Origin of the sequence: Pseudomonas sp. BIGb0176 (assembly GCF_024810175.1) — a bacterium.
In the GTDB taxonomy this organism is placed as follows: Bacteria; Pseudomonadota; Gammaproteobacteria; order Pseudomonadales; family Pseudomonadaceae; genus Aquipseudomonas; species Aquipseudomonas protegens.
The window spans coordinates 37,195-49,566 of record NZ_JANUEC010000007.1 but is presented as its reverse complement, the minus strand read 5'-3'; the positions used below and the strand labels follow the sequence as shown (position 1 = coordinate 49,566).

At 64.1% G+C, this 12,372-nt stretch carries 12 protein-coding genes; 2 read left to right on the top strand and 10 right to left on the bottom strand.

The genetic code is table 11. From position 1 onward, the window contains the following. Nucleotides 1-27: 27 nt before the first annotated feature. From M2395_RS30395 to cpaB, 8 genes are read right to left on the bottom strand one after another with little or no spacing between them, the layout of a single operon-like run. A complete protein-coding gene (locus tag M2395_RS30395; RefSeq protein WP_015634009.1) occupies nucleotides 28-297 on the bottom strand; it encodes a DUF3613 domain-containing protein in 270 nt (89 codons plus the stop codon). After that, entirely contained in the window at nucleotides 297-1,031 is a 735-nt protein-coding gene (locus M2395_RS30390) for a tetratricopeptide repeat protein (RefSeq protein ID WP_053148881.1), read from the bottom strand. The genes M2395_RS30395 and M2395_RS30390 overlap by 1 nt, the downstream gene beginning before the upstream one ends. An 11-nt stretch (nucleotides 1,032-1,042) precedes the next feature. Beyond that, on the bottom strand, nucleotides 1,043-1,927 hold the full coding sequence (locus tag M2395_RS30385) for a type II secretion system F family protein (RefSeq protein WP_011059062.1): 885 nt from the start codon (nucleotides 1,925-1,927) through the stop codon (nucleotides 1,043-1,045). Between the two features lies 1 nt (nucleotide 1,928). Further along, nucleotides 1,929-2,810 (bottom strand): type II secretion system F family protein, encoded by an 882-nt coding sequence (locus tag M2395_RS30380; protein WP_041115745.1) that lies wholly within the window; start codon nucleotides 2,808-2,810, stop codon nucleotides 1,929-1,931. 16 nt (nucleotides 2,811-2,826) lie between these two features. Then, nucleotides 2,827-4,101, bottom strand: a complete 1,275-nt coding sequence (locus M2395_RS30375; protein ID WP_011059064.1) for a CpaF family protein — start codon at nucleotides 4,099-4,101, stop codon at nucleotides 2,827-2,829. Then, complete coding sequence (locus tag M2395_RS30370) at nucleotides 4,098-5,285, bottom strand: hypothetical protein (RefSeq protein ID WP_011059065.1); 1,188 nt, start codon at nucleotides 5,283-5,285, stop codon at nucleotides 4,098-4,100. Before M2395_RS30370 ends, M2395_RS30375 begins: the two co-directional genes overlap by 4 nt. After that, a complete protein-coding gene (locus tag M2395_RS30365; RefSeq protein ID WP_053148923.1) occupies nucleotides 5,282-6,535 on the bottom strand; it encodes a type II and III secretion system protein family protein in 1,254 nt (417 codons plus the stop codon). Before M2395_RS30365 ends, M2395_RS30370 begins: the two co-directional genes overlap by 4 nt. Nucleotides 6,536-6,554: 19 nt before the next feature. Next, entirely contained in the window at nucleotides 6,555-7,490 is a 936-nt protein-coding gene (cpaB, locus tag M2395_RS30360) for a Flp pilus assembly protein CpaB (RefSeq protein WP_053148886.1), read from the bottom strand. A gap of 327 nt (nucleotides 7,491-7,817) precedes the next feature. Here cpaB and M2395_RS30355 point away from each other — a divergent pair, with 327 nt between their 5' ends. Further along, nucleotides 7,818-8,024 (top strand): Flp family type IVb pilin, encoded by a 207-nt coding sequence (locus M2395_RS30355; RefSeq protein WP_065364927.1) that lies wholly within the window; start codon nucleotides 7,818-7,820, stop codon nucleotides 8,022-8,024. A gap of 182 nt (nucleotides 8,025-8,206) precedes the next feature. Then, entirely contained in the window at nucleotides 8,207-8,617 is a 411-nt protein-coding gene (locus M2395_RS30350; RefSeq protein ID WP_011059069.1) for a response regulator, read from the top strand. A gap of 75 nt (nucleotides 8,618-8,692) precedes the next feature. On the opposite strand, the gene M2395_RS30345 is transcribed toward M2395_RS30350, so the two are convergent. Both M2395_RS30345 and M2395_RS30340 read right to left on the bottom strand, forming a co-directional pair. Then, the gene (locus M2395_RS30345; protein ID WP_011059070.1) at nucleotides 8,693-10,369 is read right to left on the bottom strand and encodes a ShlB/FhaC/HecB family hemolysin secretion/activation protein; all 1,677 of its coding nucleotides are present in this window, start codon (nucleotides 10,367-10,369) and stop codon (nucleotides 8,693-8,695) included. A gap of 191 nt (nucleotides 10,370-10,560) precedes the next feature. Continuing rightward, nucleotides 10,561-12,165 carry a collagen-like triple helix repeat-containing protein gene (locus M2395_RS30340; RefSeq protein WP_123431181.1) on the bottom strand — a complete coding sequence of 535 codons (1,605 nt, stop codon included), beginning with the start codon at nucleotides 12,163-12,165 and terminating at the stop codon, nucleotides 10,561-10,563. Between the last annotated feature and the right edge of the window lie 207 nt (nucleotides 12,166-12,372).

Below are 12,372 nucleotides of genomic sequence, written 5' to 3'. Positions count from 1 at the left end.
CGTTCGCCGCCGGTTGCGGGCTTTCTCCTACTTGGTTTCCACCTTGCCGCCGGCGTCCGGGTCGTACAGGTCCGGGATCTCGTATTTGTATTTCTTCAGCCAGCGCTGCAGCGCCAGTTCGCGTTCGGTGGGCGTGGCCGTCTGAGGCTGGGGCGAGGACGCCAGGTTGCGGTTCTGCAACAGTAGCCAGGCTTCGGTTTCCTGTTGCTGGGGTGAAGCAGGGCCGGCCTCGATGGCCTGGGCGGCCAGGGGCAGCGCCAGCAGGGCAGTGCAATAGAACATCGGCAGTTTCATCATCAGCGCTCCTTGGCGGGTGCGGCGTCTGGCTGCAAGGTGGTAGCGCCACTGGCGACCTGGGTCACCTTGGCGCGTGGGGCGGTCGGGGCCTTGAGCTCTTCGGCGCGGGCCTGGGCCTGGGCGAACTGCTGCGGGTTCAGGCTCGCCTGGCTGACCACTTGCGCGGCCTGCTGCCAGTTGTCCTGGTAGAGCAACAGGGTCACCAGGTTGATGGCCGCCAGGGGCTCGGACTGCTTGAGCTCGATGGCGGTGAGGAACTCGAAGCGCGCATCCTCAATGCGCAACTGGTTGAGGTAGACCACCCCCAGGTCATTGCGGATTCTTTCATTGGTCGGCGCCAGGCGCGCGGCCCGTTGCAGGTGCGCCTGGGCCTGGCCGTTGTCGCCCCTGGCTGCCGCCAACTGCCCCAGGCCGTGCTCGCCTTCGGCGGCCAGGCACGAGCCCAGCAGGCTGCGGTACAAGGGTTCGGCCTCACTGCGGCCCAGCAACCGATAGACTCGCGCCTTGCGTACGCGCACCTCGGCGAGGTTGTCCGGCAGGTTCTGCAGGTTGGCCAGGCTGGCGTGCAGCTTGCCATCGGTGGCCATTTCGTCGGCGAGGTTCACTGCCAGTTCCTGCTCGGAGCTGAGCTTGGCGCAACTGCTGGAGTTGGTCAGGGCCGCCCAGGGCGTCTGGCCGTTGCTGGCGCATCCTCCGAGCAGCAACAGGCTGGCAACGGCAATCATGGCTTTCATCAGGTTCCCTCTTAGGAAGCGAAGGCCCGGGCGATGGCGGTGAAGCCTGGCCCGGCCAGCACGATCAACAGGGCGGGGAAGAGAAACAGCATCATCACCACCGACATTTTTGCGGACATTTTCGAGATATATTCCTGCAGGCGGGTCAGGCGCCGGTCGTCCAGCAGTTGCTTGAGCGCCTGCAGCGATTTCATTGCCCCGCCGCCCTGCAGGATCAGTTGCTGGAGAATCACGCAGGTGTCGGTGAACTCGTCCACCGCCAGCAGGGTGGCGGTCTGGTTGAGTTCATGGCCCAGCTCCAGCCCCGAGTCGACACGGGCCAGGATCAGGCGCAGTTCCTGGGTCAGTTCCGGCAGCAGCTTTTGCGCTTCGCTGCTCAGTACGCGTAACGCTTGCTCCACTGCCATGCCCGACTCGAACAGGATGCGCAGCAGGGGAATGAAGGTCGAGATCTCCAGGGCGATGTGCTTCTGCCGGCGCTTGGCGGCGTAGGCCAGCGCGCGCTTGGGTAGCAGGTAGCCGGCACCGAGTGCCAGCATGGGTACCAGCCACTTGCTCTGGGCCTGGGCAAAGGCCACTTCCTGGATGAAGATCACCAGGCACACGGCCAGCACCGGCGTGGCGATCTGGCTGGCGGCGAACAGTGAGCGCTCTCTGGCGCGGCGCCAGCCCAGACGGTTGAGCAGGGTCTGGGTTTCACTGTCCATGCTCACCGCGCGCTGCCCGAAGCGGCTGTCGCCCAGCAGTCGCAGCCAGTTGCCCAGGCGGCTGTCGCGGGTCATGTTGCCCTGCAAGCGCTGGGCGATCTGGCGCTCGCGCCGGCGCTGTTCCAGCACACCGTTGCCAAGCAGCAGCAACGCTCCGAGAAACATCAGTGCAGCGGCCAGTACCAGCATTTCAGATGCTCCTCAACATGCGCCAAAGGGCCAGGCAGCCGAAGATCTGCAGGCACACCGCGGTGATCAGCATTTTCTGCCCCGCGGAGTCGTGCCACATGCCCAGCATGTAGCCCGGGTTGGTCAGCATGAAGTAGCCCACCAGCAACAGCGGCAGGGTTCCCAGGACCCAGGCGGTCATGCGGGTTTCCCCGGTCATCGCGCTCAGTTGCCGCGCCCCTTGCTCGCGCTCGCGGATCAGCTTGATCAGGTTTTCCAGCAACTCGCTGGCGTTGCCGCCGTAGCGATGGTTGACCTTCAGGCCCAGGGCGAACATGCGCAGTTCGTCCTGCTCGTAGAACTCGGCGAAATCGCTGACCGCGTCCGGCAGGTTGACCCCCAGTTGCACGTTGCGCTGGATGCGGCCCATGGCGTTCTTCAGCGGGTCGTTGCTGGCCTCGATGGCTCCCAGCACGGCGTCCGCCAGGGTGCGCCCGGACTTCAGGCTGCGCACGCTGTGATCGAGCAAGGCCGGCAGTTGTTCGATCATGCGCTTGAGCCGGCGCTGATACAGCCAGGCGATATACAGCCGCAGCAGCAGGGGTGGCAGGAGGATGCCGCCCAACAGGCCGAGCCAGCTCGCCAGCACATAGCCCAGCAGCATCAGCACCACCCACACCGCCAGCCACAGGCCCAGGCGCTCGCTGGGCTGGCCGAGGCCGGCCCGGGCGAACGCGCGCTCCAGGCCACCCCAGGAGGTGCGTTGCGGCGTCAGGTCGGGCTGCCCTTCGGCCAGGCGGTTGAGCACTCGTTCCCGCTCGGTCTTGCGCACGCCGTGGTAGAACAGCCAGCCGGAAAGCCCCAGCAGAAGCAGGCAGATCAAGGTAAACAGCAGACCGATCATGGGCCACCTCGCCGGTTCAATTGACGCCCAGCCCGCTTTCGCGGCGCAGTTTGTCACCCGCAGGGTTCATCGCCTCGCGCAGGAAGCCGAAGCCGGTACGACGATCCAGGCGAAACAGGGTGTTGGTGACGTAGATGTCGTCACGTATGCCCACCACTTCCACGACTTCGCTGACGCAACGCCGGCCATCGGGCATGCGGGTCAACTGGATCACCACATCCAGGGCGGCACAGATCATCTGCCGCAGGGTGCGCTCGGCGATCTGGCGGCCGGTCAGGCCCACCAGGGTTTCCAGGCGCAGCAGGGCATCCTGGGCATTGTTGGCGTGCACGGTGCTCATGGAGCCGTCGTGGCCGGTGTTCATTGCGGTCAGCACGTCCAGTACTTCCACACCACGGATCTCGCCGAGGATGATCCGGTCCGGACGCATCCGCAGGGCGTTGCGGATCAGGTCGCTGGCCTTCACCTCGCCGTGCCCCTCGGCATTGGGCGGGCGGGTTTCCAGGCGGACCACGTGGGGGTGGCCCAGCTGCAGTTCGGCCACGTCCTCGATGGTGACCAGCCGTTCATGGGGGTTGATCAACTGGCTGAGGATGTTCAGCAGGGTGGTCTTGCCGGTGCCGGTGCCGCCGCTGATCAGGATGTTGCAGCGCTTGCCCACCGCTTCCTGGATGAATTCGAAGATCGCCAGGTCGATGGTCTGCATGGCAATCAGGTCGCTGCTCTTGAGCATGTCCTTGCGAAACTTTCGAATCGACAGGCAGGGCCCGTCCAGGGCGATGGGCGGGATGATCGCGTTGACCCGGCTGCCGTCCGGCAGGCGCGCATCGACCATCGGCGAGGACTCGTCGAGGCGTCGGCCCAGGGGCGCGAGAATCCGCTGCATCACCCGCTCCACATGGTGGGCGTCGATGAAGCGCAGGTCGCTCTGGTGCAGCACGCCTTCACGTTCGACGAACACCCGATGCGGCCCGTTCACCAGGATCTCGGTCACCGCCGGATCGCGCAACAGCACTTCCAGAGGGCCGAAGCCGGTCAGCTCGTCGACGATCTCCTCGGCCAGCCGCTCCATTTCATAGCGCGAGATCGCCAGGTGCATGCGCGCGATGTACTCCGCCACCTTGTCGGTGACGAATTGCGAGAGGTTCTGCCGTGAGCTTTCCAGCAGGTTTTTCCCCGACTCTTCGATGGCATCGATGATGTAGCGATGCAGCACCAGCTTCAGGCCTTCGTGGTCGCTGTTGCCGGCGCCTGCGCGGGGTGGGGCGCCAAAGAGTTTTTCGCCGCTCATCTGCCCCCCATGATGCGATTGAGCCAGCCGGCCTTGGGCTTGGGCAGGCCCTGGGAGCGTTTCGCCAGCCGCTCGCCCAGGGTACGCAGGCTTTGGGTCAGGGCCTCGCGCGGGGCCAGTTCGAACAGGGTAACGCCCTGGTTCTTGGCGTTCAGGCGCACCTCGGGGCTGTAGGCCAGCACCGCGATCACCTCCAGGCCGAAGGTCTTGCCCAGGGTTTCGGAATCCGGTGCCACGGTGCGCAGGTAGCGGTCGACCAGCAAGCGCGCATGTTCGAGTTTCATGCCTTTTTCACGCCAGTGATTGAGTACGGCCAGGTTGCGCCGACAGTCGAGCACGTTCTGGTCGGTGCACCACAGCAGCTTGTCGCAATGGCTGACGAAGGTACGCAGGGCCTCGCTGTCCGGCTGGCCGACAAGGTTCACCACAATGTGCTGGAAGTGCTGGCGCAAGGCACTGAGGAGCATGTACAGCTCCGCCGCGCTGGTGTGCTCCAGAGGCGCGTCGTGGCTGGCGTAGGCGAGGATCCGCAGGCCCGCCTCGGCGCTGGTGAAGGCGCTGTCGATCAGCGTGGCATCCAGGCGCCGCAGGTGGCGCAGGGCGTCGCCGAAGTGGAACGAGCTTTCCAGGCCCAGCAGCGCCAGGCTGTCGCCCCGGGGCAGGCCCAGGTCCAGCAGCAGGGTCTGCTGGCCGCTCTTTTGCACCACCAGCGCCAGGTGGCTGGCCAGGAGGGCGCCGTCGCCATCGCCCTGGGCGCCATAGAGCACGGTCAGGCCGCCCAGTTGCGTGTTGGGTGTCACTGCCGGCAGGCGTTTGCTCAGACGGCGGACCAGCCCGGCCACTTCACTGGAGCGTGAGCCATAGGCGACAAAGTCGCGGGCGCCGGCGCGCATGGCATTGAGCACCAACTGGTTGTCCATGCCATCACCGAGGGCGACGATCGCCAGCATCGGCTTGGCTTCCAGGGCGCCTTCGATCAGGGCCGCCTGGGCCACCACGTGTTCGCGATCGAGGCCGACGAACACCAGGTTGGCGAAGGTCACATCCACCAGTGCCAGCAGTTCGTCGAGGCTGCCATCGGCACCCACGACCTGGCCCAGGGGCGCCAGGGCGCCTTGCAGCCACTCCAGGTCGGTGCTGTTGCGGGTGATGGCGAGAAACGTCTGGCTCAGGTCCTGGTTCATTGCGACAACCCGCTGCGCTTGTCGAAGTTGCCGTTCTCGAGGAAGAACATGCGGTAGAAGTTCGGGTCGTAGTTGCGCAGCCGTTCGCCGGGCAGGGCCGGCAGCTTGGCGTCCGCGGCCAGGGGCTGGACCAGGTGCGGAGTCACTACCATCAGCAGTTCACGCTCTTCGCGATTGATCGTGGTGTCGCGAAAGAAGGCACCGAGCACCGGAATGTCCCCCAGCCCTGGAAACTTGTTCACTTGAGAGCTGTTGTTGGTGCTGATCAGGCCGCTGATGACGAAGCTTTCGCCGTCGGCCAGGGAAATGCTGGTATCGGTGCGGCGTATGGTCAGCGCCGGGACTTGGGTCCCGGCAATGGTCACGGCGTTGCTGTAGTCCAGTTCGCTGACCTCCGGGGCAACCTTAAGGGAGATACGCCCGCGGTCGACGATAGTGGGCGTGAGGGTCAGGCGGATACCGAACTCCTTGTATTCGATGGTCACGCTGTTGCTGCCGGTGCTGGGCACCGGGATGGGGATTTCGCCCCCGGCCAGGAAGCTTGCGCTCTGGCCGCTGAGGGCCACCAGGGACGGGCGGGCGAGGGTGTAGGCGAAGCCGCTGCCTTCCAGGGCGTTGATCAGGGTCAGCACCCGACCGTTGCCGAAGCCGATGTTGAAGGTGCCGTTGTCCAGCGGGATGTTGGTCCGGCGGCCGCCGAAGGTGGGGGTCACGCTGCCGGAGGTGCCACTGGTAACGGGGGCGGTGCCGGGCGCGCCGAACAGGAAGTTGTGCCCGCGGCCGAAGATCGAAACGCTGGCCTCCTTGAGCTTGGTGCGGCTGACTTCGACAAAGCGGATGTCGGTCTGCACCTGGCTGGGCAGCAGTGGATCGTCACTGGCCGGCAGGCGGCCGGTGCTCATGTCGGCGGTGGCCCGGCCCTGGACAAACACCATGCTCTGGCGTGGGGTACTGGCACAGGCGGTCCAGACCATCAGGCTGGTGGCGCCGGGCGCCATGCCGGTGAGCAGGAAGGCTTTGTTGCCGGTGGTCTGGACGTCCGCGATCTTGGGGTCGCCCACCGCCAGGCGGGTGATGGCTACCGCAGATTGCAGCTCCTGCTGCAAGCCTTCGCCGATCTCCAGCACTGCGGGCAACGGTGCCAGGCTCGAACAGCCTGCCACCGCCGCAGCCAGGGCCTGGGTGCAGAGCAGCGGGCCCAGGCTCAGGGTCAGCAGTGCGGAGAACAGTGGCATGGAACGACTGCGCATGTAGTGCATCCTTGCTCAATCAGGGAGTTTGTTGAGTGACTTGGTTGCCCCGGATCACTTCCACCGCCGACCGTGCGGCGCCACCTTGGGCGGCCGGTGCGCGCGGGGCGCTGCCCAGGGCAAGTTGGTTGAACTGGAACAGGTTGCTGTTGGCGGCATCGAGGTGCTCGCGGGCTTCTTCGTTGCCGGCCCAGTAATGGGCCAGGCGCTGTTCCTCGCTGCTGCGCACGGCCAGGCGCAGCACACCGACCTGGGTGGCGAGCATCAGCCGGCTCAAGAGTTGTTCGGGGACGGCCAGGACCACCGTGCGCGCATTCAGCCGGCGCTGGTCCTGCTTGAGCTTTTCTTCGTTGCTCAACCCGGGGGAGGCGGGCTGCCCGTCATTGGCCAGGCCCAGCTGTTCGCCCACAGCCAGCACGCGCATGGCGGGCACGGCGATCTGTGCCGACTGCTGCGGGTTGCTGGTGTCCTGGCGCAGGAACAGCACGACATCGACATAGTCCCCCGGGCTCAGTTGCCCGGCGGCGCCAATCACCTCGTCGACCGCGACCGCCAGGGCTCGTTCGTCGCTGTGAATCATCCGCGCCAGTGCGCCGCCGGTACTGAAGCTTTGCTCATTGAGCCAGGTGCCGGCGTTCAACTGCCGCCAGGGCGTACGGCCCACCGCCTGGCTGATGGCGCTGAGGCTGCCGGCCGGCGCGGTACGCAGTTTTTCCAGCGCCAGATCGTCGGCGGCGAGGGGCACGAAGGGCGGCACATCGCGCACCAGCACGACCACCGGTTGGCGGGTCTGGTCTTCTGCGCTGGTGGTGGCTGGTTCGACGACACTGGGCGCCGCGGGTTGAACCGGTGGTGCTGGTTCGGGTTTATGACTGAGTACCAGGCCCCAGTAACCGAAAAACACCGCACCTACCAGAAGAAGTCCGGCCAGACCCATGGTGAGGCGACTGTTCATGAAGGCTCTCCCTTTCCTGCTGCACTACCAGCCCGTGATTCCAAACGAGTTAATTTCGCAATCAGGCAGCTATGAACATGCAACTATTTCGCTATGTGAAGGTAGTAGAGCTAGGACGAAATGCCATTAACTCACCCAAAAATAGCTAACAAAGGGATGAGTCTGTCCACATGGGCAGGTTTTTTGGCGCCTACCTTCCAATTAATACTTACTGACTAATCAGTTCTTACAGTTGCTGGGCCGGTCTTTGTTGACAATGCTCAGGTGGCACCGGGGAATTTGCCCGGTGCTGTTCCAACGGCGCCTTGCGGCGCAAGGAGAGCTAGGATGATTTTTCAATACTTGTTGCTCAGGGCGCGCCAGTTTTTTGACCGCACCGAAGGCGCATCCGCCATCGAGTACGCCATTGTCGTGGCCATGGTGGCCGTTGTGGTCGTGGCGTTCGTCACCCCCCTGGGTGATCGTGTTCTGGCCATTTTCAACAACATCCTGACTAACCTCGGAGGCGCCACCGTCACCCGCCCTACCCCTTGAGCATGGAGGGGCCCAGCTGAGCAGCCGCTGGGCTGTGATCGCCCGACCTTCCAGCCATCCGGGTCTCGTGCAGGCCTGCGGTTTGCCTAACCAAAGGCCTGCCGGTGGTTGGGTTCCGCCCGGCCTGCTGTGCATTGGCTGCGCTCACCCATTTGCATGAAGTTCACACCAGGGTACCGTCCATGACTTCCCCATCCTCACGTCAGCAACTTCTTCTGGTCGATGACGAAGAGGATGCATTGCTGGAGCTGGCCGAACTGCTCGAAGGCGAGGGTTTTTGCTGCTTCACTGCCACCTCGGTGAAACTTGCCCTGGACCACCTCACCCGGCATCCGGATATCGCCTTGGTAATCACTGACCTGCGCATGCCCGAGGAAAGCGGCCTGTCGCTGATCAAGCGCCTGCGCGAGCACACCGCGCGCCAGCACCTGCCGGTGATCGTCATGTCGGGGCATGCCGACATGGATGACGTCAGCGACCTGCTGCGGCTGCAGGTCCTGGACCTGTTTCGCAAGCCGATCTACCACGTGCGCCTGCTGGAAACCCTCAACAATCTGTTTCCCGAACCCCGGCTGCATATCGTTGGCCCCTGACCCCAGGGTTGGCCGGTGCTGTCCTGGCGGCAAAAAAAAGACCCGCTCGAAAGCGGGTCTCAGTCATCCGGATGCTCAAAGTTGATAGCTGAAGCTCAAGGTATAGCGTGGCTTGCGGTTGTAGGTGTCGAGGGCTTCATCGGACATTGGCTTGGCCGCTTCCAGGGCGATGTTGTAGTGCTTGGCATCACCGAAACGCAAACCGACCGCGGCGGATGACAGGCTGCTGCCCCTGACCGGCAGCTGGTTGAACCAAGTCTTGGAGCGGTCCAGCACCACATAGGGCTGCAGCACACGCACCCAGGGCCCCTCGCGGTTGAAACTGTAGTTCACTTCGTAGGCCACGCCCCAGCCCTTGTCCCCGGTCGCCTGGTCATCGGGATAGCCGCGAGCGAAGTTCTGCCCGCCAAAGGACGCCCGCTCGCTGTCGGGCAGGTTGTCGTTGCTCCAGTACCAGGCGGCGGAAAGCACGCCTTGCCAATTGTCCAGGAAACGATCGCTCTGCACCCCGGCCAGGCGCAGGCGGAAGAAATCCAGATCATAGAGGCTGTTGTTGGTCTCGGCGCCCATGCTGTCCAGGCCCCGATACAGGCCGGCGCTGAGAATCCGCAGTTGGCGCGGATCGGACTTGCTCCAGTCCGCCTCAAGCGCCAGGGCGCGGATGTCGGTTTTTTCTTCCAGGGTCAGCGGGCTGTTGCTGACCCGGTAACGGGTCTTGTCATTTACCGCATACAGGCGTGTGCCGGCGGTGAGCATTTCATTGGGCGAGGCGATGAAAGGGTGGCTGACGCCGATGGAAAAGCGGTCGTTCTCCCGATGGGGCTCCAGCTCGATCCCGTTGTCCAGCTGCACGTTGCTCCGTGGGTCGGCGCGGTAGCGGGCGCCGTAGAGGCTCAGTTGCGTGCCTTCCGAACCCAGCAACTGGCTGTAGTCCAGGCGGTAGTAGTGTTCCTTGTCGTGGCCCGGCGGGAACAGCCCGCTGAGGCTGAGCTGTTCGCCCCAGGCGGTCTGCGAGTTGCTGGTGATGCCCACCAGGGCCTGCAGGCCGTTGCGGTTGTCGTCGGTGCTGTTGAGGGTGGTGGCGATGGCCTTGCGGCTGGCCACGGCCACCAGTTGGGTTGCGCCGTCGGTAGTGCCCGGTGGCGGCACTACCGCCTGCAGAGTGACCCCGGGAACCTTGCTCATCAGTGTGGTGTAGCGTTCGAAGGTCTTGCGGGTCAGCGGGCGCTCGGCCTTGAGTTTGCTCACCAGTTTGTCCAGGTAGGCGGATACCGGGCCGATGTCGCCCTGCAGCTGGTAGTCCCGGATGTAGCCTTCCACCAGCACTACCCGCAGCACGCCCTGGTCGAAGTTCTGCTGTGGCATGAAGGCGTAGGACAGCAGGTAGCCGTCCTTCTGATAGCGCCGGGTAATGCTGCGCGTGGCTTCGATCAACTGGCCGAAGCTGGCCTCGTGGCCGATCAGTGGCTGGTAGATCGCTGCCAGTTCTTCCAGGGGGTAGACCGTGCCGCCCTCGATCTGCACCTGGCGCACCGTGACCTTGGTGCCCATCATCAGCGGCTGCTGGCCTTGCGGCGCAGTGGGTTGCTCGGGTAGTTGCGGTTGCGGAGTTGCCGGGCGGTAGGCATCCACCGGCAGGTTGGGTTGGGGCAGGTTGTTGATGCTGTCATTGCTGTTGAGAAAGCGCGGAAGGGAGTCGGCGTAAACGGAGGTACAGCATCCAACTAACAACAAACTGGCCAACGTGCGCATAGGACACTCCATGGTCGAGCCGCAGCGGTGTAGAAAGTTCCTGGCTCCAGTTGCCGCTCGGGTCTTGGCCACGATCTGGCTCTGGATGCTTGTCTCTGGATAAACAAAAAGGCGAGAGACTCATGGGAATCTCTCGCCCTCAACCAAGCGTAGGCGCTGCAGGTGAGGCCGTCGAATCGGCCAGGTGCAAATTATTTCTTGTTGCCGCCCAGGGCGCCGGTCAGGCCGCCGAGCACGCCACCCAGGCCGCCATTGAGGCCCGCACCGGCAGAGGCACTGCCACTGGCGCTGGCGTTGGCGCCAAGGCCACCGAGCAAGCCGCCACTGGGCGCTGTGCTGCCGTTGACCAGGCCGCCAACCGAAGCCACGGTGTTGCCCACGGCTCCAAGGGTGCTGCCCAAGGCGGTACCTATCGGATTGGCGCCACTATTGCTGGCCACGCCCGCGCCTACGTTGCTGACTGCGCCGCCCACCTGGCCCAGAAGACTGCTGGTCGGGCTACCCAGGCCGGTAGCTGCACCTACTTGCTGAGTCAGGCCGGCAACCGAACTGGTGACGGGGTTCAATGCCGAACCCAGGCTCACTCCGACGCTGGCCAATGGTGCAGTGACTACCAGGTTAGGGGTACCGCTGCCGCCCAGAGCGCCGCCTACCGAGGCGATCAGGTTGCCGGCTGCCGCTCCGGTGACCCCGCCTGCGCTAACGGTACCGTTGGTATTGCCGGCATTCAGGCCGTTGCTCAAGTTGGCCACTGCACCGCCGACAGTTTCCAGCAGGCCGTTGTTGCCGCCGAGGCCACTGCCATTCCCGGTTCCGCTACCCGAGTTGCTCACATAACCGCCGGCAGTGCCCACGGCCGTACTTGCGTTGCTCAGGGTGTTGCCCAACAGATTTGTTACAGGGTTGCCGTTGCCAGCGTCAGTGATCTTGTTACCGGTGCTGTCCACGGCCTGAGCTACGCCATTGAGCAGACCTTTTACAGGGGAGCCAAGACCGGTGGCGCCGCCGATATTGCCGGTCACGTCTTCCGCCAGGCTGACCACTGGAACCAGTACCTTATCGCCGACATTGTCGGTCAGTGTTCCCAGAGGTCCGCTGCTGGTGACGGTGCTCAGGGTATTACCGAGCATGGTCACCCGGGTGCCTACGCCGCCGACTACCGGAGCCACCCTGGTCACCAGGCCACCCACCACCGGAACGCTCTGGGTGGTGGTGGCCAATTTGCCGCTGAGGTCGGTGACCCCGGTGCCCACATCGCCGACCACATTGCCGACGGTGGCGGTGGTCTTGCTCAGGGCCTTGGGATCGGTGCCCAGTTTGCCCAGGCCGTTGGTCAGGCCGTCACCGACGGTGTCCACCACGTTGCCGGTGGTGTTGACGGCGCTTTGTACCACGCCTCCAACCACAGGTACGGTGGCCAGGGAAGTGCCCAGGCCGCTGACACCGGTACCGACGCCGCTGAGGGTGGTACCCAGATCCGAGACCAGGCTGCTGGTCGTCAGGGGAGTGGTGGTACCGCCAGTTCCTCCGGTTCCGCCAGTGCCACCTGTGCCTCCGCCAGTGCCGCCGGTACCACCTGTGCCTCCACCGGTACCACCAGTGCCACCTCCAGTGCCTCCTGTTCCGCCTGTGCCGCCACCAGTGCCACCGGTGCCGTCAGTACCGCCGCTGGCACTGGCTGGCGAGCTGCTGCCACCACTTTTATGACCGCCACCACCGCCGCTGCAGCCTGCCAGGCTGAGGGTCAGGATCATGGTTATTGCCGTTAACGCTTTCCATCCGAATTGAGTTTTCATGTCTGGTATTCCTTGCACCTGTTACAACGTTCGTTGTTTTCGATAGCTCTCCAGTTCTTGCGCTGGAGATACCTTCGTCCGTTGTCTACATAAAAGGCGCAGGGAATAAATTGAACAATTATGAACTTGGTATTAATGACTTATTTTTGCTCGGTTTATTGATTTACAAGTAGCTAGTCTCAAAGTATTGGTTGGCGCTCCTAGTGT